Genomic DNA, 23710 nt, shown 5'->3' with positions numbered 1-23710 from the left:
ACAAGAAAGCAGCAAAATATATGAGGATTCCCTGCTTAATTTTTTCAACAAAATCACCTCTCAGAGTAAGTTTTGTTAGAAGATTATTGAACCTCTATACCTTTTATCCTACTATAGCTTACTTAAATGAATAACTTACCGTATATTTTTCACTAAGACAATAAGTTTGGTACCATGACTATTAATGTCGTAAAATCTACCAGCATGCCACAAATACCATTGTATAGTATTATGAAATTAATGATAGAGTTCTTATATAACCTTATTTTAAGTAGTTATACAAAAGCCCTATTTATAATTTGCATAGTAGTTTTTATTATACCTATAAACAGAGCTATAGCCGAAATGCCTACTATAATATTGGCTTCCGATAATCGTTGTCCTTATAGCTGTAATCCTCAAGATCCAAACCCTGGATATCTAGTTGAAATGGCACAAAAGATTTTTGAGATTTATGGAATCAAGGTAGAATATAAACTAATGCCTTGGGCTGATGCTTTAAAAGCAGTAGAAGAAGGTAAAATAGATGGAGTGATAGGTATTAACGATATTGGCGGCAGAGATTTAATTACTTCAACTACCCCTCAAGCGCTTACCGTAAACAGTGTATTCACTAGAGTTGGTACTGATTGGGTATATGATGAACCAGAATCATTAGCGGGCAAAAAAATTGCCATGGTACTTGATTATGATATACACAATGCTTCAATACAGCAGTATATTACTACCAATTATTTACGTGATCCTTGGTCCTTTGTAGTAGAAAGCGGAATTGATGCAGTAGCTGACTCCATAAACAGTATAGTCGACAAGACTTCTGACGTGTATATTGGATGCCAGGAAGTAGTAAATTATTATTTAGATAGCAATAACTTAAACTCAAAAATTAAAAACTGTGGTAAAATAGAAGAAAATTCCGTACCAATATACATTGCTTTCTCTGCTAGCTCGGCTAAAGCCGCTGAATATATCAAAATGCTAGAAGACGGCATGATCTCAATTGATACTATAGGTGATCTTACTAGTTTAAAAAACAAATACCAAATTGCTCAATAATTTTCTTATGTCTTATGTCGTTTAAAATTATTCCATATCAAGAATCCACTCCTAATATAGATCAAGAAGCATATATTGCTGATGGATGTATAATAATTGGTGCAGTAACTATTGGAACAAAATCAAGTATTTGGTTCAACAGTGTATTACGCGGTGACGTTGCCCCTATAATAATAGGAGAAAATACTAATATTCAAGATGGTACCGTGATTCATACTTCCAGATTTAACGGTCCAGTAAAAATTGGTAATTTTGTTACTATAGGACATATGGCTCTTATCCACGCCTGCACTATACAAAACAATGCTTTTATTGGCATGCGCGCAACCGTAATGGATGATGTCGTAGTAGAAGAATACGGATTTGTAGCTGCAGGCGCATTAATTACACCCAATAAATTAATCAAATCAAAAGAGTTGTGGGCAGGAGTTCCGGCAAAATTTATTCGCTACATTACTGAAACGGAAATAGAACATATGCACGCTACTAATGAGAATTATGTCAAACTTGCCAACCTATATAGCTAGAGTCAGTGAGCTAGTTACTGTTAGTACACTACATACAAAGCTACAACCACTGTCATTGCTTCGTCGTTTCACTCCTCACAATGACGATCTCTTAAACTCGTGACGCCACTCTTATTAACTTATTATATTCACAACAGCCCCTATTTAACACCATTATTTATCACTTCAATGGCCGCAAAAGCAGCTATTCTTAGAATCTCACTTGCACTGGATCCCATAGGCACAATTTGCACAGAATACTCAAACCCATTCAGTATTGGACCAATAAATACCCCCGCCCCTAGTTCTTGTAACAATTGAGTAGCAATGGCCGCCGAATGTAGATCCGGCATTATCAATACATTAGCTGAACCGGACAAACGACAGAAAGGATAAATTTTATGTAACTCTGGGTTTAAGGCAATATCAGCCGACATTTCTCCATCATATTCAAAATCTACTTTCATATTATCGAGTATTTTAACTGCCTCTTGAATACGATTAGCTTTTTCACGCATAGGATTACCAAAATTTGAGAATGATAATAAAGCAACTCGTGGATGATAACCCATGTTTCTAGCAATTCCAGCCATTTGTATAGCAAGTTCTACTAATTCTTGAGAAGACGGCAACTCGTTAACAGCATTATCAGCAATTAACACTTGATGTTCTTTGGCAAGCATTATTGAATAACTCAAAATTCTATTGCCAACCTTTGGCTGTATTACTTTGCTAATATCCTCAAAATTATTAAAATAACTCTTATTTAGGCCAGTAACTACTGCGTCTGCATCGCCACTAGCTACCATACATGCAGCAAACACATTACGATCAGTTTTAACTAATTTGGCGCAATCGCGATATAAAAACCCTTTACGTTGTAATTTACTATAAAGAGCATCAATATATTTTTTGAGATTTGGATTAATTGCTGCATTCATTACTGAAATACCTTCCAAACTATGTTCTGTTCCCATATTATGTAGTATTGCAGTAATTTTATGAGCACGTCCAATTAAAATAGGGTAGCCAAGAGCATCATCACGCATCATCATTGCTGCTTTAATTACTTCTTCCTCCTCACCCTCAGCAAAAACAATTCTTTTAGGATGCTTATGAATTTTTTCAAATAAAAAATTCATATAGCTAGATGTCGGATTTAACCTACTCATTAATTCAGCTTTATAAGCCTTGCAATCAAGGTTAGTAATCTTTGCTACTCCGCTCTCTATAGCAGCAACAGCCACTGCAACAGGAATGGTGCTAATTAATCGTGGGTCAAACGGTACTGGAATAATATATTCCGGGCCAAAACACATTTTACGATCAGGATAAGCTTTATATACTTCATCTGGAACAGGAGATCTGGCTAATTCTGCCAAGGCTTGACTTGCTGCGATTTTCATCTCTTGATTAATAGTAGTAGCACGCACATCTAATGCTCCACGAAAAATATAAGGAAACCCCATCACATTATTTACTTGATTGTTATAATCAGAACGACCGGTTGCAATAATGGCATCACTGCGCACTGTTTTAATACTTTCTGGTGTAATTTCAGGCTCAGGATTAGCCAAAGCAAAAATAATAGGATTTAAAGCCATAGCAGCAACCATTTCTTCTGTTACCGCTCCACGTGCAGACAAACCAAGAAAAACATCGGCACCATTCATTGCTTCAGTTAAAGTACGTAATTTAGTATCAATGGCATATTTTTCTTTCCACTTATTCATTCCTTCGGTACGTCCTTGATAAACCACGCCATTGGTATCACAAAGTATAATATTCTGACTGACGGCACCTAATGCTATTAATAATTCTATACAAGCAAGTGCAGCAGCCCCTGCTCCGTTAACTACTATCTTCATTTCAGCAAAGCTACGATTTGTTAAATAAGCAGCATTAATTAATCCTGCGCTAGCGATAATTGCAGTACCATGTTGATCATCATGAAATACCGGTATCTGCATATAATTGTTTAAGCGCTCCTCGATAATAAAACATTCAGGAGCTTTAATATCTTCTAAATTGATACCACCAAAGCTATAGCCCAAATATTTTACTACATTAATAAATTCTTCCGGGTCGGTAGTGTCAACTTCAAGATCAATTGCATCAATATCAGCAAAATTTTTAAATAGTACAGCTTTACCTTCCATAACTGGTTTTGAAGCAGCAGCACCTAAATTACCTAAACCAAGTACCGCTGTACCATTAGATATAACCGCAACCACATTACCGCGAGCAGTATATTTATAAATATTATCCAGATTTTTTGCTATTTCAAGACAAGGAGCTGCTACTCCAGGAGTATAAGCAAGCGACAAATCTTGTTGAGTAACTAAAGGCTTAGTAGGAACAATAGCAATTTTACCGGCTCTATCTTGAGCATGATATTTTAGTGCCTTTTCATATTCTGACTTGTTTATTTCATTCATATGCTGTACCTCTTATATTTTTAGATGCTGCAGTAAATTCTCTTATTTTTATATTAATTATTTACTTTTAGTACATATAAAATCAACCTAAAATATACATTAAAATAGATAACGATACTACTGAAAAAATAGTCATAAATGTAATAATTGATGCCATTGACTCTGGATCTCCACCAAGCTGTCGAGATAAAGCATAAGCTGTACTAGCACAAGGTATACAACTATATAATATGCCAATTGATCTTTCCAAATCATTGATAGACATTAACCACAGCACAATAAATGTAACTATTGGTAGCAACACCAATTTGATTAAGCTAGTAAACAATATTTGACGATAGTATTTTCTATATGCCACAAATTTTAAACTAGCTCCAACATTTAACATTCCAATGGCTAATGCTGAATCAGAAAAACTCGATATGGTTTTTTGTACCCCAAGATTTAGCTCTATCTCGGCATAATTAAAGATAAAACCTAGAATACTAGAGATAATAAGGGGATTAGTTAAAATAAGCTTTAATGATAATATTACAAAATTTAAACCATGATGTTTTTCATTTTTCTCATTGGAAATAAAGCTGGCAAACACTAATATAGATAACAAGTTGGTAAAAACAATCATGTATGAAGAAATAACCGCAACTATCGTCAGACCAAAAGCATCAAACAATGCATTACTTACACTAAAAAATATATAGTTATTATAACGTATTGAACCCTGAAAGATTGAAGTAAATTGTATTTTATCGCCATTAGTGTGCCTACGATGTATGATTAAGGCGATAGATATAATACTCGTAGAGATAATTAATCCTAATATTAACTTGAATAGTGATACTGATTTTAAATCAGCTGTTGAAATGTAATTAAACAATAATGCAGGAAATAATAAAAAATAAGATAGCTTCTCCAAACCTCGCCAAAACTCCTCTGAAACCAACCATTTTCTTTTGATGATACTGCCAATAAGAGTAATCAAAAAAATTGGCAAAGTGCTGAAGAGTATATCTTGCATTGTAAGATGTTTTAGAATTGCGCTGAATTTTAAAGGACATTCGCATAGTATCACAATTTTAATATTTAAGCAAAGTTCTGCTTAAATAGACTTATCATTAAGCCAGTATTTACTGAAGGCAAGAAAATGATGATTTTCAAAATTATGCTTACCATACATCAGTTGCTGTCCATGTAGATCGGTAATATTACCACCACCAGCTATTATTAAAGCATGTCCCGCTGCAATATCCCATTCCATTGTTTGTTCAAATTTGGGGTATATATCAGCACTTCCTTCTGCGATTAAACATAATTTGATTGAGCTTGAAATATTTGTTATTTTTCTAACATTATGATTTTGCAAAAAGATACTAGTATTTTCATCTAAATCCTGAGCTCCCACAACAGCAACATATTGATCATTTCCTGATGCGCGCTGATTTTGTTTTAACAACACTTGATTTTGCTCAATACATAGACCGTGATTACTATCAGTATAATAGAGCTTAGAAGTAGCTGGTTGATAAATTAAGCCGATAATGGGAATATTATCCTTAATTAGAGCTATATTCACAGTATAGCTCTCTTCTCCCCTAATATAACTTCTAGTACCATCTATAGGGTCTATTAACCAGAAAATATTAGTAGTCAATTGTTGCTTAAATCGTTCTTCACAAATAACCGTTATTTCCGGGGCAATCATTTGTAAGCCCTGATAAATAAACTGACTAATCTCCTGGTCAGCATTGGTAACTGGAGAATTATCTGCTTTATAATTAACAATAATACCGGAATCTTTTACCTTTAAAGCTATTTGACCAGCTTCAGTGATTAGTGTCTTGAGAGCATTGATTGAATTATACATATAAATCAGTAAGATGATGCTGCCTGCAACAAGCTTTTAAGGTGTTTGAGAGTAAGAAAGCAATGGTCATCGGACCAACCCCTCCAGGAACTGGGGTAATAAAACGTACCTTATCATACACATTAAAAAAATCAACGTCACCAACTATTTTTGAGTTATCAGCAGATAGTCTGGTAATACCAACATCAATTACGATTGCATTAGGGTTAAAATATTTAGCAGATAACTTCGCAGGAATTCCAATTGCAGAGATAACTATATCGGCTTGAGAGGTAATATTTTGTAAATTCTTGGTTTTAGAATGACAGATTGTAACTGTACAATCCTCTTTAAGCAACAATGCAGCAAGCGGCCTTCCCACTATATTTGAACGACCAATAATTACGGCATGTGCTTCAGCTAGCACAACATCACATTTTTTTATTAAAGCAAGACAGCCCAAAGCAGTGGGAGGAATAAAACCATCAAAAATTGCACTATTATATAAACACCCAACATTTAATGGATGAAACCCATCAATGTCTTTATCCGGACTTATCGCTAAAGCAATATTTTTCTGATCAATATGAGTTGGCAACGGTAATTGCACGATTATACCTGATATAGTATCATCGTCATTTAATGCCGTAATACAATTTAGCAGTTCTGCGTTAGTAACCGTTGACGGCAAATTTACGGTAGCTGCGTTCATACCACAATCAGCCGCCGCTTTTAATTTACCGCGAACATAAATTATACTTGCCGGATTATCACCTACTAAAATAACTGCAATTGTTGGCACAATATTAAACGAGAGCTTTAACAGCTTAACTTTTTCCGTCAATTCTTTTAACATTAAAGCAGCATACTGTTTACCATCAATAATATTAGATGGATATTGCTTCATCTTGGCAACCCCTTGGTTGTTGAATACTCAAAATGCAATGCCTTACCATCAAATACACGTGCATATGCATGATGCACTGCTTGCGCTGCATCTGAAAAACCAGTAAGAATTAATTTGAGCTTACCAGGGAATGTCGCAATATCACCTATAGCATAAATTCCATTGATGTTAGTCATACAGTGCGGCGATGTTACTGCTATATGATGAGATTTTAACTGCAATTCCCATTCAGCAATTGGCCCAAGCGTTTGTGCTAACCCAAAAAATGGGCACAACATCTCTGCTTCTATGGTCTTAAGATTACCATCTAGATCTTTGACTACTACCGCCTCCAGGTAACCATCGCTACCAATTAACCGATCAAGTTGATAACCGGTGATAATTGTAATTTTACCAGCATCAGCCAATTGTTTAATTTGTCTTAAACTCTCCGGCGCTGCTCTGAATTTATCACGTCGATGCAACAAATAAACTTTATTGGCAATCTCAGCAAGAGAAATTGCCCAATCTACCGCGGAATCCCCTCCCCCGGCAATTATAATTTTCTTATTAATAAAATCATTGCGATTTTTTATAAAATAAAATACCGATTTGTTCTCAAACAACTCAATTCCTGTTAGTGGTGGTTTGTTAAAATCAAATGCACCAGCTCCTGCTGCAATTATTATAACCTTAGCTTGTATAGTTAACTCTTCAGAAGTTTTTATGATAAAACTATTGTCTGTAGTAATAAGCTCTGTGGCTCGTTGATTTAAATGATATACAGGATTAAATGGCGTCGCTTGATCCACTAATTGTTTAATTAGATCTGCTGCTAAAATTTTAGGATAACCTGGAATATCATAAATAGGTTTTTCTGGATATAGCGCATAACACTGCCCTCCTGGTAGCTCCAACGCATCAATAATATGGCAACGCATACCCAACATACCGGCCTGAAAGGCTGCAAACAACCCTACAGGTCCCGCTCCAATAATAACAACATCAGTAGTGTGCATATCGCATATCCAGATAAAATTATAGAACAAACACTATACATAACAAATTATTTATTTTGTGTAAAGAACGATTGGTCGCATGGCTATATGGCTGATCAGCTAGTACTATACAATCTTAGCTCTTAATTGTTATATAGTATATGATACTTTTATATCAGATGCTTGCGCAGGAAAATCCTTGATATTCCTAGTTATTAACAGACTGTTAGTATGTTTAGCAGTTGCCCATATTATAGCTTCTGGTAGTTTGATTTTGTAATCCCTTCTAATTACTATAACACCTTCTGCGACTTCTTCGTTAAGATTTATTACAGTAATTAGTATCAAACACTGCGTTCACTTATCCCACTCGCTACGTAATTTCTGTTGATATGATAAACTATCAACTTGCTTTTCTTTCCATATACCGAAAGCAAATTTATAACTCTTTTTACTTTCCGCATCATTAACAATATAAATAGCTAAAGCTTGTCTTATAATTTCAGCCCTTGATAATTTTTTCTTTTTAGATAACTGATACAAAATTTTAATTTGTGCATCAGGTATATCAACAATTGTTCTCATATTAATATTTATTATATTAGTTATCATTATCTGATATAATATAATAAATTATTTTATTTTTCAAAAACAGTATGATGTAGTTTCTGCGAGAGGGTTATTGATCATTAGAGATTATTAGATTATATTGCTTGGTTAAAAAGTTCAATGAATGTCAAATTATATTATTCTCGAGCAACATGGTGAAGCCTTAAAAGTTCCAGTCCGGGAAAGTCAAAAAGCAAAAAGAATTGGTATAAGGATTACTTATAAATCATTGGTAGAATTAGTGCTACCATCTGGGATAAAAGCAGAAATAGGTCATAAGTTCTTATTAAGTAAAGAACATTGGATTAGAAGAAAACTACAAAAAACCACTATAGCATCACAAATTCCTAGCAATATTATTCCAATTTTTGGTAAGTCATATAATGTAATTTACCATCAAGCCGATGATAATTCGGTCAAGTTGCAGCATGAGTATATTGAGGTATATTCAAGAGATGACAGCTACCATGATGTTTTAAGAAATTTCTTAAAACATCTATTATTACAAAAAATAGTAATATTGGCAGCACCGATAATAGCTGAATATAAACTACGCTACAATAAAATCAGAATTACTTCTAATGTAAGTAAATGGGGAAGCTGCTCTAGTAAAGGCAATTTATCTTTTAATTGGCGGCTTGTCTTTGCTTCTGAAGAAGTTCTAAAGTACGTAGTAATCCATGAAATGTGCCATCTTAAGGAAATGAATCACAGCAAAAATTTTTGGCATCTAGTATCTACAATTGAGCCTGATTATTCATTATCTAAGCTATGGCTTAGAAAAAATGGACATTTATTGAATTACTATTTAAATGCAGCAATATCGTTATAAAATAACTATAGAATATTTAGGAACCGGACTAGCTGGATGGCAGCGCCAGGCTAATGGTTTATCTATTCAACAAATATTGGAAGAAGCAATTTACTGCCTGACTAAAACAAACACCATTGTTATTGCTGCCGGTAGAACAGATGCTGGAGTTCATGCTTTAGGTCAAGTAGCGCATTTTGATCTAACTAACTACCGTGATCCGCACCAAATTATGCGCTCTCTGAATCATTTTATGAGACCACATTCAGTAGCAATTATAGATTGTCAAAATGTGACGAGCGATTTTCATGCTCGGTTTTCAGCAATAAAACGTCACTATATCTATAAAATCGTCAATAGACCTGGCCAAGTAATATTAGACGCAGAACGTGCATGGTGGATTAGACATAAATTAAATATATCAGCAATGCAACAAGGTGTATCTTATTTATTAGGCCAACATGATTTTACTTCTTTTAGAGCTAAACATTGCCAAGCGCAATCACCAATTAAAACTTTATCTAAACTCGATATAATCAAATGTGACCAAGAACAGATTAATTTTTATTTATCTGCTCCATCTTTTCTACATCATATGGTACGTAACATTGTTGGTAGTTTAGTATTAGTAGGGTTAGAAAAATGGCAACCAGAAAATATTAAAGCAGTCTTAGATTCTAAAAAGAGAGAAGCAGCAGGCTCTACTGCTCCAGCCAAAGGATTGTATTTTATTAAGGTAGATTATTAAACATTTCTCATTATTATTTTCAGTTATATAATAATAATTATTGTTGACATATTATAATATCATTTATATAACTATAAAAAATTACCATAAAGTTAACAAAAAAGTCAATAAGGCTTATCATTGCTGAACACCGAAATGTCATCCCAAACACCAAAAGTCAATGCCGAACGCCCAAAGTCATCCCGAACTTGTTTCGGGATCTCGTCAAAACTTCATAAGATCCCGAAACAAGTTCGGGATGACTTTGGGCGTTCGGCATTGACTTTTGGTGTTTGGGATGACCTTAGATATTTGAAAAGCACGTTATTATCACACAATTATAAATTATGAAAATCAGTCAAGCCATTGCTTATGCTAGCCAAGAATTGCAGCGAGCAGGAGTAAAATCAACTTATTTAGAGGCTCGAATTTTGCTTGGGCATTCGATAAATCAACCATTGGAGTATCTGCTTGCCGCTGAGCACCAAGAATTATCAACCGAATTGCTAACAATATTTTTTAACGCAATAAAAAGACGTATGCGACTTGAACCTATAGCGTACATTGTTGGTTACAAAGAGTTTTATGGTTATAAATTCGCTGTCAATAATAAAGTATTAATACCTAGACCAGATACTGAAGTTCTAATCGATGCTGCACTAGCGTTAACGCCAGAGATCTTGACATCACTATTTAGAATACTTGATCTTGGTACTGGTAGTGGCTGTATCATCATTACATTACTACTACAACTACCATTTGCAATAGCAACGGCCATAGATATAAGTATTGATGCTATAAAAATTGCTACTAATAATGCTGAAATTCACAATGTAGCGCACCGATTGAAATTAATTCATGGCGACTGGTTTCACAATATTGCTCCACAAAAATTTGATTTGATAGTTAGTAATCCACCTTATATAGCTGATTACGAAACTTCCATTATGACCCCCGAAACCATACTTCATGAACCTACATTAGCTTTATTTGCTGATAATGACGGATATTCCAGCTATAACGCAATTGCAGGAGTGGCAAAACATTTTTTAGCACCAAATGGCAAATTATTACTTGAGGTAGGCTATTCGCAAGCTGAACAGGTTATTAAAATATTTAATACAGCTGGTTATAATGTATATCAAACTTATCAAGATCTGGCAGGTCATACACGAGCAATCTGCTTTAATTAAATCATCTCTTGAAAACACTGTTATTTTCATGATTCTTGTATATAATCCGATGCAAGAATGTTGATTGTATAAAAGTGTTAAAAATATGTCAAATAACAACCACGAAGAAATAGATAAAGCAGATAATTATAGCGCTGACTCAATTAAGGTGCTTAGGGGTCTGGATGCTGTCAGAAAAAGACCAGGAATGTATATTGGTGATACCGACGATGGTTCCGGACTACACCACATGATTTATGAAGTAGTGGATAATGCTATTGATGAGGCGTTAGCAGGTCACTGTAATGCTATTGTAGTCATCTTAAATAGTAATGGTTCGGTAACTGTACGTGATAATGGCCGAGGTATACCAGTAGATATTCATGAAGAAGAAGGTATTTCCGCTGCCGAAGTAATTATGACTCAATTACATGCTGGTGGAAAATTTGATCAAAATTCGTACAAAATTTCAGGTGGTTTACATGGTGTTGGTGTATCGGTAGTCAATGCGTTATCAGAGTGGCTAGAATTACGTATTTGGCGATCAAACCAAGAATATTTTATGCGTTTTAAAAATGGTGAGACCGAAGCTCCTCTTAAAATAATTGGTGAAGCTATAGATAAAAAAGGAACAGAGATCACATTTTACCCATCAAAAGATACTTTTAGTAATTTAGATTTCAATTTTACTACTCTTGAACATCGCCTAAGGGAATTAGCTTTCCTAAATTCCGGGGTACAAATTTTATTGATTGATAACCGTAGTAGTGAACCAAAACAAGTAGAATTCGCATCAGAAGGCGGTATTACTGCTTATGTAAAATATATAGATCGAGCAAAAGTAGCGCTACATAATTGCATATCAGTAACTACCTATACTCCTGAGACTGGCATTACTGTAGAGCTTGCCATGCAATGGAATGATTCCTATCATGATAATATTCTATGCTTCACTAACAATATCAGACAACGTGATGGCGGTACTCACCTTATAGGATTTAAAGCAGGATTAACCAGAGTTTTAAGTGGATATATAGAAACTAATGGTCTAAATAAAAAGAATAAAATAAGTTTTTCCGGTGATGACATTAGAGAGGGTCTATCTTGCGTATTATCAGTTAAAGTGCCGGATCCTAAATTTTCATCACAAACTAAAGATAAGTTAGTTAGCTCAGAAGTACGAACAGCTGTTGAAAATACCACATACACTAAAGTGCTACAATGGTTGGAAGAACATCCTAATGACGCTAAAATCGTTATTAACAAAGTAATCGAAGCTGCTGTTGCTCGGGAAGCCGCCAGAAAAGCACGAGAATTAACTAGGCGAAAATCAGCGCTTGAAATATCAAGTTTGCCAGGAAAATTAGCTGACTGCCAAGAAAAAGATCCGGCAAAATCAGAATTATTTATTGTAGAAGGAGATTCAGCTGGTGGCACTGCAAAGCAAGGGCGTGATCGAAAATATCAAGCTATCTTACCGCTAAGAGGAAAAATCCTTAATATTGAACGAGCAAGATTTGATAAAATGCTCGGTTCTGAACAGATTGGCACTTTAATTACTGCACTTGGAACCAGTGTCGGTAATGATGATTTTAATATTGCAAAACTTAGATATCATAAAATAGTGATTATGACTGATGCTGATGTTGATGGCTCCCATATCAGGACATTATTATTAACTTTTTTTTATCGTCATATGCGAGAATTAATGGATAAAGGTTATTTATACATAGCCCAACCACCGCTATATAAAGCAAAAAGAGGCAGTACTGAGTATTATTTAAAAAATGAGCAAGCCCTTCAAGAATATTTAATTAAGTCAGTAATTAATGATTCTGCTTTATTATTAGCTGACGGTAATCTGGTTCAGGATCAGGAATTACAACAAATAATTGCTCAAATAGAAAAATTTGTTACAGCTCTAGATCAAGTTAATATAAAATTCCCTAAAAATATTCTAGAATGTTTGGCTATAAATAATTTTCTGGATAATAATTTATTTGATGTAGGCAACAAAGAACAGATTATTGCTTGCACCAGTACTTTAAACCTTGGAGAACTTGAACCAGATAAGACAGATTGGCAAGTAGTGATGGGGGATAATTATATTGAATTTTTCCGCTTGGTTAGAGGATTAAAAGAAAGTAGGACTTTATCGCATGAACAGGTCAATTCAGTAGAACTTAGAAAAATTAGAAACTCTGCTTTAGCTTTGCATGATATTTTTACTAAACCAGTGCAATTGATAATAAAATCACAAGAATATAAGAATATTATTTTACCGACAATATTACTACATACTCTTCTCGGTCATAGTAAGCGAGGTATAACCATACAACGCTTCAAAGGGCTTGGTGAGATGAATTCTGAACAATTATGGGAAACTACTTTAGATCCAATCCGTCGCACCTTATTACAAGTAAAAGTAGATGAAACAGATGATGCTGAAGAAATTATCTCAACTTTGATGGGTAGTGTAGTAGAACCTAGACGTGAATTTATACAAGAAAATGCTTTGAATGTAGTGAATTTGGACGTTTAGTCAACTTGAAATAAAATGAAGTATAAAGGAAAAATTATGCATCAATTACAATATAAAAATATTTTTTCAGTCATAGATGATTATGATGTATTTTTATTTGATTTATGGGGAGTCATTATTGAGGGTGATCAATTATATCCAGGAATAGTTGATGTTGTTAACGCAGTTTCTACCAATAAGCAGGTGTTTTTTGTCTCCAATGCCCCACGTTCAAAATTATGGTCACATAAAATAATAACTTCATGGGGTATTAAAACAACTCCAGAAATGGTAATAACATCAGGAGAAGCTGCTAGGCAGCTACTAAAAAATAGTACCACCAAACTTGAAATAGAGCTGCCGATAATTTATCATTTAGGAGCTGATCGTAATGATGATATTACTCAAGAACTGAATTGTCAGCTTACAACCGAAATAAATGATGCTAATATTTTATTATTAACCTTATACCGTGATGAGGGAGAGGATATAAATCAATTTGACCAAATATTGGAGAGTGCAGTATCACGTAAAATAATAAATATCTGCGCTAACCCGGATATTATAATTCCAAGGCAGGAATCCTATAGATATTGCGCTGGATATTTTGCTCAAAAACTGGAACAACTTGGCGGTAAAGTAATATATACCGGAAAACCATACACTGAAATATATAATCAAGTAATACTTAAATTACCATTAGTGCCTAAGAATCGTATTCTTATGATCGGTGATACTTTTGAAACTGACATTTTAGGAGCTAATAGAGTTGGCATAAATTCAGCTTTAGTCTTAACCGGTAATGCCAAAAAATTTCATCAATCATACTCTACTATAGAAGATAAGTTACATAGCATAGATCTGAGCGCAACTAAGTTTGAAGCCCAACCAAATTTTGTTATTGAGCTTACAGAATAACATAATTTAATAATTTACTATAAAAAACTCTTCTTGAATATTGATATTATATTAAGGTGATCCAAATATTATTCAACAGTTTAGCAACACAACATTTTGTTTTTTTTCCGAAGATGATGTAACTTGGCAAGGTGATCTATTCAGAGGTTCTAATAAATTAGATAATTTTTTTCAATCCCATAACATGAGCGTCATAGAGCGTTGTTTACTTACATATGCTATGAATGTTGAAAAAAAATTGCATTTACCGCATATAATAAAAGGAGGAGTAGAAGTAAATTTTCTAGAAATATTAAACAAGTCGTCATATACTTCAGAAAATATAATCAGCAATCCATTTATAAACGAACTAATTAGCACACAACATATTATAAATGATGCAGAAACAGCGTTATTTGGTAATGAAATTATTAGCGCTTTTCCTAATATTCCAGCACCGAGCTTTGGAGAAATATTAGGTGCATGTATATTTGATCATTTTCACCAGGAAGTTTAGAGTTGAGTAAGTTAAACAGTTGAACACTCTATAATACCAATTTCGGCTTTGAGCCGGAATGAGTAGTATACAACCTTTTGCTCTGTTAAATTAACATATCATAATTTAACAGAGCGAAGATAAGCTTAGTTTTCAGAGATCTTCTTTGGTATAGGAACCCAAATAATATAAGCAATTGCCACTATACCTAAAATATAACAATAATATACATGCGGTATAATACTGACCGGTGATAAATTGGCTAATGAGCTTACTAATAATATTTGTGCTCCATATGGTATTATCCCTTGAAATACTATTGAAAAAATATCCAGCCAGGTAGCACTATAGTGTGGAGGGATTTTGTACTTCTCCGCTATATCTTTTGCTATTTCTCCACTAAAAATAATTGCAACAGTATTATTGGCAAATAGCAAATCAAAAACTGAAACTATTTTGGCAATTACAAACTGTGCTGCTCGTTTATTACCTCTCTTACGAATGATATCAGATAAATAAAGGGCTATATCTTTACTACTTTTCACGGCAAAACCTGATAGTCCACCAACCATTAAAGAAAGTAACATAATTTCTTGCATATGAGCAAAACCCTTCACTATATCATTACTAAAATTAATTACGCTGTAGTCTTGATTTATATAGCCAATAATCCAAGTAAATATCAAAGAAACCACTAAGCAAACAAATACATTTGTACCAAATAAAGGTAATGCTATTAGTAAAATATAAGGCGTAATTAAAATAACATTATACTCGCTTCCAGAAATTATAGCACTACCATGATGGTCATTACTTAACAATAATAAAATAACAATCGTAATTATTGAGGCAAAAAGAGAAACTATTGCATTAAGCTTAAATTTTGCCTTCGGATCAGCCTTTTGTGACATTACTGCTGCAATAGTAGTATCAGAAACGATTGATAAACTATCACCAAACATTGCTCCACCAACCACAGTAGCCATACCAACCTCCGCTGAAAAAGCACCATGTTCTATTAAATTAGCAGCAATAGGAGCGATTGTTGCAATTGTACCCATAGAGGTGCCAATTGCTGTTGAAATAAAAGCTGCTGTAATAAACACTCCAATTAGCAAAAACTGTGCTGGCACTAAAGATAATGCTAAATTTACTGTAGCATCTACACTGCCAATAGCTTTCGTTACAGCACCGAATGCCCCGGATAATAAAAATATTATACACATGGTGATGATATCCCGATGTCTTACTCCATCAAGAAAACAATTCATTTTTTCTTCAGTGGTGCCGCGATACAACGACCAAGCTAGTGCAATTGCTGGAATAATTGCAACAATCGGTGAAACTTGATAAAAAGCGTAATCTACACCAATAATAGTATAGTATATTCCACTACCTACATAAAGTAGTACAAAAAATAATATTGGTAAAAAATTAATTAATATATGCATAACCAAAACACTCGCTAATATATGATAATTAGAAATTTATAAAATTTTAAAATAAACCGACAACTCATGAATTAAAACGACTCTACTTTAGAGCCTGTCAGATCAGTAGATATAAGAGGTAATTTTGCTCACTCAAAACGCAGTCGAAGTTCCGAAACAAACCAAAAGACTGCTTGCGGTACTCGACTTCGTTTTTCCTAAAACTTCCTCTCTTATATCTACTGATCTGACAGGCTCTTAGATATTACAGTAAATTGAGTCAATCTAGCCACGCTCCTTAAGCATAATTGCGAGGAGTTATGACAGAAACTCAAGTCATCACTAGATCACTTTTGCCCTACTAGCGAAGTTGATCAGTATTTACCATTAATTCATGTAGAAAGGTTTAGTATTTAATATGAAATACACATTCGAAATTGAGGATATTGAAACAGAAGAATTACTGACCAGGAAATCATTGGATATAATTTCTATATTATAAGAATGTGCTTTTATTCTAACTTTATTTATTATAATAAGTCAAGCAATATCTATTGTAGATTCTAATTTACTATATTTTATTTAGTATTAAATAAAATTAACTTAATACTATCATAAGGCTTTAGGTTAGTAAAATTATTGCTTATTAATTAATTCTATGTTACAATTAATCTTTAAAAAAATGTAAAATATTTAAGGATACAGATTATTTATGCCAGAGGTTTTTTTTAATGGTCCATCAGGTCGCATTGAAGGACGATATACCGAATCCAACAACAAAAAGGCGCCTCTTGCGTTGGTACTACACCCCCATCCTTTATATGGCGGCACGATGAATAATAAAGTAGTATATAATACCTATAAAACTTTAGTAGAGCATGGATTCACCGTGCTTAGAGTCAATTTTAGAGGTGTTGGACGTTCACAAGGAACCTTTGATAATGGCATTGGTGAAATGACTGATGCTGCCACAGCTCTTGATTGGTTACAAATAAATAACCAATATAGTGATATAAATTTAATAGCAGGGTTTTCATTTGGCGCTTGGATTGCTATGCAGCTTATTATGCGTAGACCAGAAATTAATCATTTTATAGCAATTTCTCCACCTGTAAATAAATATGATTTTTCATTTTTATCTCCTTGTCCAATTCCAGGTCTTATAGTCCAAGGAGATCAGGATAGTATAGTTTCAGAAGAAGCAGTCGTAGAACTAGCAAATAAATTATCAAAACAAAGACATATACAAGTAGATTATAAGCTAATTAACGGAGCAGATCATTTTTTCCGTAATAAAATTGAAGAATTAACTCAAGTTTTAGGTGAGTTTCTGCAATTAAAATTCTCTAACCAATCAAATAACCAGCAATTTGTACAATCAAATATCAGGGATATTGAAGAAACTATACAAGAAACAAAACGCCAGAAAGTGTTTCTTGATTAACTGCAGTAGTTGAAGGAAAAGTGCTAGGCAATTGCTTCAAATTACGAACCGCAAGATAGGCAAAAGCTTGAGCTTCAATAAAGTCTGCATCTAGACCGAGGGTTTTAATATTAAAAACTATATCGCCAATCTCTGCTCGCAAACCTGTTAGTATGGCGCTATTATGCACCCCTCCACCACAAACATATATCTTCTCTGGCATGGCAGGCAAATGCTTTAATCCAGCGACTATAGAAGATACCGTAAATTTTGTTAAAGTAGCAATAACATCTGCAGGATCAAGGTGGTTAAATAATTGTTCGTTTTTACTAAAATAATTTCTGTCTAGAGATTTAGGAGGAAGTTCAGCAAAAAACTCATCATCTAACAAGCTGGAAACTATCTGTTGTTGCACTACACCATTCTTTGCAGTTATCCCATCCTCATCATATAACTTATTATAGTATCTTAGCATCGCATCGTTGATCAAAGCATTACCTGGACCAGTATCAAACGCAAGTAACATGGATTCGTCAATATAAGTTACATTTGCTACTCCCCCTATATTTAATACTGCTACCGGTTTTATCTCATTTTGCATTAAACATTGATGAAATATAGGAACTAATGGCGCCCCTTGTCCTGCACAAGCGATGTCTCGTCTCCTAAAATCACTGACAACATTAATCTTAGTACGTTGAGCTAACAAATGGGGATTACCTATCTGCCAAGTAATTCCTTGAGCTGGATTATGATATATTGTTTGCCCATGAAACCCAATTACCGCTATTTGATTAGCCGGTATCCTCTCTCTATCTAATAATGCTAAAACACAATTAATATGGTATATGGTAAGTTCATGCTCCAATTGTAACCAATTATTCTTAGTTTCAATTAATAACTTCAAACGTGCTTGGAATTCTGCAGGGTAAAAAAGATGAAAATTTGCAATGCGTTTAAAATAATATTCCCCGTCAGTTTCTATCAAGGCAGCATCCACACCATCTAGAGCTGTACCACTCATTAATCCTATGGCTAACAATTATTTCTCCTTATTTAAGAGGGGACTTGTCTTGAAAGTGCGTATCTACTTCCAAAACAGTCTCTAATGATTCTTGCTCAATATTTTTTTTACTGTGCTTACGTCTTTGTAAGTTTTTTTGTAAAGCATTAGATAAATTTTTTATACGTTTAACCACTTTAGGTGATTTATTTTGTGGTTGCAATGTCATAATTATTCAAAAACTCATAAATTTAGAAAAAATACTATAATAGGAACAGTCGCTATTTAAATTCTCCTTGACCTATCAGTAAATATATGACAGAAATACACTCCAATTGGCAAAGAACGATAAGTCAAAATCAAAGCCACTATAGCTCAGTGGTAGAGCGCATCATTGGTAATGATGAGGTCGAGAGTTCAATTCTCTCTAGCGGCACCATTTTTATGGCTATTGTACTTTTGTCGAGTTGAGGAATTCAGACATTGATTTCTGAATCATCTCTTTGCTTGGTCTCGCTGATAATTGTTTGAGTGCAGCAGCGGCTATATATGCCCCTAATTTACCACTATTCTCTATATCATACCCATGTGTATATCCATATAAAAACCCCGCAGCAAATCCATCTCCAGCACCTGTAGTATCGATGATGTTCTTCTTATCTTGAATCATTGGTGGAATAGTAATTCTTTTTGCTCCCTGCACAATAACCGCCCCTTCTTCACCCATAGTCATAACAATGGTATTAATTTTAGCAGCTAATTTTTTAAGAGAATGTTCACTCTCAGCTCCATCAAATAAAGCTGATATTTCTGCTGGCCTGGTAAATAATATATCTGATTGGTTTGCTATTTTTATAAAATCATTTCGATAAGAATTTATTAAATGTGTACTGGAAGGACTAAAAGCTATTTTCAATCCTAAAGATTTAGCAAATTTAATAAAATTAAAAATGAATTTTTTATTCAGATCACTAAAAATATACCCTTCTATATAAGCAACTTTGTAATTTTGCACTTCAGAAAAATCAAACTCAACTTTATTAAAATCAGTAGATATTCCATCATATGCAAACATGGTGCGTTCAGCATTAGTAGGAGTAATAAAGACCAATACTCGTGAGATAGTTTTACTATCATCTTGATCTGCATTCTCAATAGATCTGGTAAAATCCTTGACCCCAACATTAGTTAAAGATTTAACAAACTCCGTCCCCCAAGCATCTGTTGATGATACTGAATAAAAACCAACCTTTGCGTCAAGCACACCTAAAGCATAAGCCATATTTGCAGCACTACCACCAGGAGCAGTCATAATAGGAACAAAACTTTGCTCTAATTCCTGAATCACATTATAAGAAACTTTCCTAGAATCTCCAATATACATTTCCTGAGCTTGTACAAATGGCAGTAGCTCTCGTTCAGTAGTTTTAAAGATTGTATCATATACTGCTTGACCTAGGATAATGACATCATTTTCTTTTTGCTGTTGTTCTTGAGCTAGTGTCAAAAAGGGAGAAAATATAATATAAAAAAATATAATATAAAGTAATCTCATAGTATAACTCGTTGTAGTACATTATTTAGCCTCTTAGCGAATTCTCCAGCATCATTCACAGGTTCACCTTCAATAATACAAGCTTGATCAAAAATCAACCTAACTAATTCCTCATTATCATAATTATTTTTATCAGACAGCACATCTTGATTTATTTTTTCAAGAATTGGATGCTTAGGATTGAGTTCTAGTATTTTTGCTGTTGTTGCCACCAACTGCTTCTGCTCTATTAAAAACCGTTCCATCCGTATATCCATTGCCCCATCACCAATAGCAAGACAAGCAGGACTTGCTGTCAATTTTCGTGAAATTTTTACATCACGCACCAAATCTCCTAATATCTGCTTAAAATATTGGATCAACTGCTGATAATCTTCTGTAACTTCATTATCTTGGTTATTAGTGTTTGATGTTGCTTCTTGAGTTTCCGATGTCTCCAAATTAATATCTGCTCTTGTAACTGATTTTATCTCATAGTCTTTATATTTACTATTTACATTTACCCAAAAATCATCAACAGTATCAGTAAATAATAATACATCTATACCTCGACTGATAAATCCTTCAATTTGTGGGCTAGAGCGTAACTTAACTGGATCATCTCCACTTAAGTAGTATATAGTTTTTTGTTCTGGATTACAGCGGCTGATATATTCATCAAGACTAATCATTTTATCAAGTTGATAACTTTTGAATACACAAACTTCTAGTAATTTATCATGATCAGCCATCGCTTCACATAAGCCTTCTTTTAATACTCCACCAAAATTTGTCCAAAAATTGAGATATTCTTCTAGGGATTCTTCTTTTTTCTTTTTCAATTCATTTATCACTCGTTTAGTGATGGCTGATTTTATTTTTTCAATTATTGCATTATGCTGTAATGTTTCACGGTTAATATTAAGCGGCAAATCTTCTGAATCTACTATACCACGTAAGAATCTGAGATAATGCGGAATTAAATCAATATTTTCATCCGAAATAAACACTCGCTTGATGTATAATTTTACTCGGCGCCTACGATCAGGATGAAATAAATCAAAAGTCTTACTAGATGGAATAAATAGTAAATTAGTAAACTCAGCAGCTCCTTCATTCTTATTATGCATAATCAACCATGGCTCATCTGCTGCATATGACAAGCTTTTATATAACTCCTGATATTGCTCTTTAGTAATTTCTGACTTAGGTCTTGTCCACAAAGCGGAACAAGAATTGACTTGCACCTCATTATTTTGCGCATCAACAAAATATACTGGAGCAGTGATGTGATCAGAATAACTCTTAATTATATGTTTTAAGCGGAAGTGATCTAGATAAGTATCCTCCTGAGGCTTAACCTGTAATACTATCTCAGTACCACGCAAAAATTCTACTTCAGCCTCATCTACTGTATACTCCCCTACACCATCTGAATGCCAAACATAAGCTTGTTGTTCTCCGGCTTTTCTTGAAGTCACGGTAATAGCCTCCGCTATCATAAAAGCAGAGTAAAAACCAACTCCAAATTGTCCAATTAATAAATTATCTTTTTTAACATCACCAGATAGTTGTTCAGCAAACATTTGTGTTCCTGAGCGAGCAATAGTACCGAGATTTTCGATTAAATCCGATTTATTCATTCCAATACCATTATCACGTATGGTAATAGTGCGTTTATCCTTATCAACTTTGACTGTAATTTTAAAATTACTATCATCTGCAATTAAACTATGATCAAGCTGTGATAAATACCTTAATTTATCACAGGCATCTGATGCATTTGAGATCAGCTCTCTCATAAAAATCTCTTTATTAGTATAAAGAGAATGGATCATTAAATGTAAAACCTTACCAACTTCTGCATCAAATTTCTTTTTTTCCTGAGACATAATATTGCACCTAATTTAGTTACTTAAGATTTACTTCATATAGTGCTTTAAGATCAAATTTAAATAGTCGGGCGCAATATTTTTTATTGCTAAAATTTTAAAATTACTAGTTGATCCTCTAATAATTTCTAAATTTATTTTAGCAATCTTCCATTCACTTGCCAAAAAATTAACGATCTCTTTATTGGCCTTCCCGTCTTCCGGCACTGCTTGAATAGAAAGTTGCAAATAATTTTTACCATTAATTTCTATATAATTGCCAATTGCATTAGATTTTGCGCTCGCCTTAACCTTAAGACCGATCAATAGTTTCGTCATTAAATTTATCTGCTAGCTTTACGTAAGTCTCTTTGAATACTGGAACATAAGTAAGAATTCTTTGATAAATAATATCAGCCAAGTTTTCATCATAATCATAAGTATGAGAAGTAAGATTTCGATCTTTTAGCATTTGTAACCACTGTTCTTCATGATCAATAAGATATCCTTTATATGCTTCTCGTAATACATCTTTTGGGTATTGAACTTCAACTCCTTTACTCTCTAAGATAGATTTCAAAAGTTTCCAGAAAAGCTCAATTGTAAACTCAAAACGTTGAATGGTCGCATCGATATTCCGGCGATCTTCATCTAAAGGTTTTTTAGCAATAATTTCAAGCGCATATAGTGCTTTTTGTAGTTTTACAAAAGCTAATTTAATCTTGGGTTCGCTCATAAACTTTTATTCCTTGACTGATAATAGAGTTCTTAATTGGTGATATATCAGTTAACTCATCAAGTCTAATACAATCAATTTTAAGAAGCGTATCTGCAGCCTCAATAATATCTAAAATTGTTAACCAATTGTTATTGCTAGCATCAGGACAATAAATAGCTAGGTCAATATCCGCTCTCTCCTGATTATCACCACGTGCACGCGAACCAAATAACCATATTTCTTGTATGACAGGAAGTTGTATTAGTTTTTTAAAAAACTGATAATCCTTGATTGCCACTATCATTATTAATTACTTAAATTTATACGGTCTATTTTTATCTAGTAGATATTGGATAACTTTATGGTTATTCTCATCAACTTCTATGTAATCCATATAAGTTTCTTGATCAAAATAGCCATTTATCTCACGCTTAGATAATCTTGTCTTTTCAATATCACTAAAAGAAAGCTGATAAGCCTCAGCTAAAGCATGGATTACTTCCAAAACGTCAGCTAATTCAACTATAATATCTTTTACTTCTTGAGCTTGCGATACTTCTTCAGCTTCTTCAATAAGTTTATGCCTTAGTGCTTGACAAAATTCTTCATAGCTAAGAGTCTTAGGGTAAATAACTACTCTCTCTTCAATCATTCTAACAGGCAACTTATTTCTGATAAGCTTCTTAAATTCAAAACGTTTCATGAGCTTTATTTTGAGAATTATATTTTGAGAATTAATTATCGTGAGCGTTGCTCATAACTAGTGATCCT

The 23710-nt window shown here is 33.7% G+C and carries 25 protein-coding genes and 1 tRNA gene; 10 read left to right on the top strand and 16 right to left on the bottom strand.

Going from position 1 to position 23710, the window contains the following annotated elements; genetic code table 11:
• Positions 1-174: 174 nt before the first annotated feature.
• Together Trichorick_RS06535 and Trichorick_RS06530 are read left to right on the top strand one after the other, a co-directional pair.
• Complete coding sequence (locus Trichorick_RS06535; RefSeq protein WP_323738193.1) at positions 175-1056, top strand: transporter substrate-binding domain-containing protein; 882 nt, start codon at positions 175-177, stop codon at positions 1054-1056.
• A 14-nt stretch (positions 1057-1070) separates the two neighbouring features.
• Positions 1071-1583 (top strand): gamma carbonic anhydrase family protein, encoded by a 513-nt coding sequence (locus tag Trichorick_RS06530; RefSeq protein WP_323738192.1) that lies wholly within the window; start codon positions 1071-1073, stop codon positions 1581-1583.
• Positions 1584-1723: 140 nt separating this feature from the next.
• On the opposite strand, the gene Trichorick_RS06525 is transcribed toward Trichorick_RS06530, so the two are convergent.
• The 7 genes from Trichorick_RS06525 to Trichorick_RS06495 form a co-directional block, all read right to left on the bottom strand.
• On the bottom strand, positions 1724-4000 hold the full coding sequence (locus tag Trichorick_RS06525; RefSeq protein WP_323738191.1) for an NADP-dependent malic enzyme: 2277 nt from the start codon (positions 3998-4000) through the stop codon (positions 1724-1726).
• An 82-nt stretch (positions 4001-4082) separates the two neighbouring features.
• Positions 4083-5018, bottom strand: coding sequence for an AEC family transporter (locus Trichorick_RS06520; protein ID WP_323738190.1), 936 nt, complete (start codon positions 5016-5018; stop codon positions 4083-4085).
• An 81-nt stretch (positions 5019-5099) separates the two neighbouring features.
• Positions 5100-5864 (bottom strand): 3'(2'),5'-bisphosphate nucleotidase CysQ family protein, encoded by a 765-nt coding sequence (locus Trichorick_RS06515; protein WP_323738189.1) that lies wholly within the window; start codon positions 5862-5864, stop codon positions 5100-5102.
• Positions 5857-6750: a bifunctional 5,10-methylenetetrahydrofolate dehydrogenase/5,10-methenyltetrahydrofolate cyclohydrolase gene (locus Trichorick_RS06510; protein ID WP_323738188.1), complete on the bottom strand. Its 894-nt coding sequence runs from the start codon at positions 6748-6750 to the stop codon at positions 5857-5859. The genes Trichorick_RS06515 and Trichorick_RS06510 overlap by 8 nt, the downstream gene beginning before the upstream one ends.
• Positions 6747-7748, bottom strand: a complete 1002-nt coding sequence (locus tag Trichorick_RS06505) for an NAD(P)/FAD-dependent oxidoreductase (protein ID WP_323738187.1) — start codon at positions 7746-7748, stop codon at positions 6747-6749. The genes Trichorick_RS06510 and Trichorick_RS06505 overlap by 4 nt, the downstream gene beginning before the upstream one ends.
• A gap of 129 nt (positions 7749-7877) precedes the next feature.
• Entirely contained in the window at positions 7878-8075 is a 198-nt protein-coding gene (locus tag Trichorick_RS06500; protein ID WP_323738186.1) for a PIN domain-containing protein, read from the bottom strand.
• 9 nt (positions 8076-8084) lie between these two features.
• Entirely contained in the window at positions 8085-8339 is a 255-nt protein-coding gene (locus Trichorick_RS06495; protein ID WP_323738185.1) for a ribbon-helix-helix domain-containing protein, read from the bottom strand.
• Between the two features lie 121 nt (positions 8340-8460).
• On the opposite strand from Trichorick_RS06495, the gene Trichorick_RS06490 reads away from it, so the two are divergent.
• The 6 genes from Trichorick_RS06490 (at position 8461) to Trichorick_RS06465 (ending at position 14981) form a co-directional block, all read left to right on the top strand.
• Positions 8461-9168 carry a M48 family metallopeptidase gene (locus Trichorick_RS06490; RefSeq protein ID WP_323738184.1) on the top strand — a complete coding sequence of 236 codons (708 nt, stop codon included), beginning with the start codon at positions 8461-8463 and terminating at the stop codon, positions 9166-9168.
• Entirely contained in the window at positions 9149-9895 is a 747-nt protein-coding gene (truA, locus tag Trichorick_RS06485) for a tRNA pseudouridine(38-40) synthase TruA (protein ID WP_323738183.1), read from the top strand. The genes Trichorick_RS06490 and truA overlap by 20 nt, the downstream gene beginning before the upstream one ends.
• A 326-nt stretch (positions 9896-10221) precedes the next feature.
• Entirely contained in the window at positions 10222-11067 is an 846-nt protein-coding gene (gene prmC / locus Trichorick_RS06480; RefSeq protein WP_323738182.1) for a peptide chain release factor N(5)-glutamine methyltransferase, read from the top strand.
• 85 nt (positions 11068-11152) lie between these two features.
• Positions 11153-13588, top strand: a complete 2436-nt coding sequence (gene gyrB / locus Trichorick_RS06475) for a DNA topoisomerase (ATP-hydrolyzing) subunit B (RefSeq protein ID WP_323738181.1) — start codon at positions 11153-11155, stop codon at positions 13586-13588.
• A 36-nt stretch (positions 13589-13624) separates the two neighbouring features.
• Positions 13625-14485 (top strand): TIGR01459 family HAD-type hydrolase, encoded by an 861-nt coding sequence (locus Trichorick_RS06470; protein WP_323738180.1) that lies wholly within the window; start codon positions 13625-13627, stop codon positions 14483-14485.
• A 220-nt stretch (positions 14486-14705) separates the two neighbouring features.
• Complete coding sequence (locus Trichorick_RS06465) at positions 14706-14981, top strand: hypothetical protein (protein ID WP_323738179.1); 276 nt, start codon at positions 14706-14708, stop codon at positions 14979-14981.
• Positions 14982-15106: 125 nt separating this feature from the next.
• Here Trichorick_RS06465 and Trichorick_RS06460 read toward each other — a convergent pair whose 3' ends face one another.
• Complete coding sequence (locus tag Trichorick_RS06460; protein ID WP_323738178.1) at positions 15107-16411, bottom strand: Na+/H+ antiporter NhaC family protein; 1305 nt, start codon at positions 16409-16411, stop codon at positions 15107-15109.
• 691 nt (positions 16412-17102) lie between these two features.
• Here Trichorick_RS06460 and Trichorick_RS06455 point away from each other — a divergent pair.
• Entirely contained in the window at positions 17103-17834 is a 732-nt protein-coding gene (locus Trichorick_RS06455) for an alpha/beta hydrolase (protein ID WP_323738177.1), read from the top strand.
• Here Trichorick_RS06455 and Trichorick_RS06450 read toward each other — a convergent pair.
• Together Trichorick_RS06450 and Trichorick_RS06445 are read right to left on the bottom strand one after the other, a co-directional pair.
• Positions 17794-18855, bottom strand: coding sequence for an anhydro-N-acetylmuramic acid kinase (locus Trichorick_RS06450; protein WP_323738176.1), 1062 nt, complete (start codon positions 18853-18855; stop codon positions 17794-17796). The two genes, Trichorick_RS06455 and Trichorick_RS06450, sit on opposite strands and share 41 nt — an antisense overlap.
• A gap of 10 nt (positions 18856-18865) precedes the next feature.
• Positions 18866-19045: a hypothetical protein gene (locus Trichorick_RS06445; protein WP_323738175.1), complete on the bottom strand. Its 180-nt coding sequence runs from the start codon at positions 19043-19045 to the stop codon at positions 18866-18868.
• A 135-nt stretch (positions 19046-19180) separates the two neighbouring features.
• Between Trichorick_RS06445 and Trichorick_RS06440 the strand changes: the two genes are divergently transcribed.
• Positions 19181-19255 (top strand) — tRNA-Thr (locus tag Trichorick_RS06440).
• Positions 19256-19264: 9 nt separating this feature from the next.
• On the opposite strand, the gene Trichorick_RS06435 is transcribed toward Trichorick_RS06440, so the two are convergent.
• The 6 genes from Trichorick_RS06435 to Trichorick_RS06410 are packed head-to-tail and all read right to left on the bottom strand — an operon-like array spanning position 19265 to position 23642.
• Positions 19265-20371 (bottom strand): adenosine kinase, encoded by a 1107-nt coding sequence (locus tag Trichorick_RS06435; protein ID WP_323738174.1) that lies wholly within the window; start codon positions 20369-20371, stop codon positions 19265-19267.
• Positions 20368-22242: a molecular chaperone HtpG gene (gene htpG / locus Trichorick_RS06430; RefSeq protein WP_323738173.1), complete on the bottom strand. Its 1875-nt coding sequence runs from the start codon at positions 22240-22242 to the stop codon at positions 20368-20370. Before htpG ends, Trichorick_RS06435 begins: the two co-directional genes overlap by 4 nt.
• 30 nt (positions 22243-22272) lie before the next feature.
• Complete coding sequence (locus Trichorick_RS06425; RefSeq protein WP_323738172.1) at positions 22273-22560, bottom strand: DUF167 family protein; 288 nt, start codon at positions 22558-22560, stop codon at positions 22273-22275.
• Positions 22535-22957, bottom strand: coding sequence for an HI0074 family nucleotidyltransferase substrate-binding subunit (locus tag Trichorick_RS06420; protein WP_323738171.1), 423 nt, complete (start codon positions 22955-22957; stop codon positions 22535-22537). Before Trichorick_RS06420 ends, Trichorick_RS06425 begins: the two co-directional genes overlap by 26 nt.
• Positions 22938-23243, bottom strand: a complete 306-nt coding sequence (locus Trichorick_RS06415) for a nucleotidyltransferase domain-containing protein (protein WP_323738170.1) — start codon at positions 23241-23243, stop codon at positions 22938-22940. The genes Trichorick_RS06420 and Trichorick_RS06415 overlap by 20 nt, the downstream gene beginning before the upstream one ends.
• 6 nt (positions 23244-23249) lie before the next feature.
• Entirely contained in the window at positions 23250-23642 is a 393-nt protein-coding gene (locus Trichorick_RS06410; RefSeq protein ID WP_323738169.1) for a nucleoside triphosphate pyrophosphohydrolase, read from the bottom strand.
• Between the last annotated feature and the right edge of the window lie 68 nt (positions 23643-23710).

The organism is Candidatus Trichorickettsia mobilis, from assembly GCF_034366785.1.
Lineage (GTDB): Bacteria > Pseudomonadota > Alphaproteobacteria > Rickettsiales > Rickettsiaceae > Trichorickettsia > Trichorickettsia mobilis_A.
Note: the sequence above shows the minus strand (reverse complement) of the source record. Positions and strands in the feature narration are given on the sequence as shown.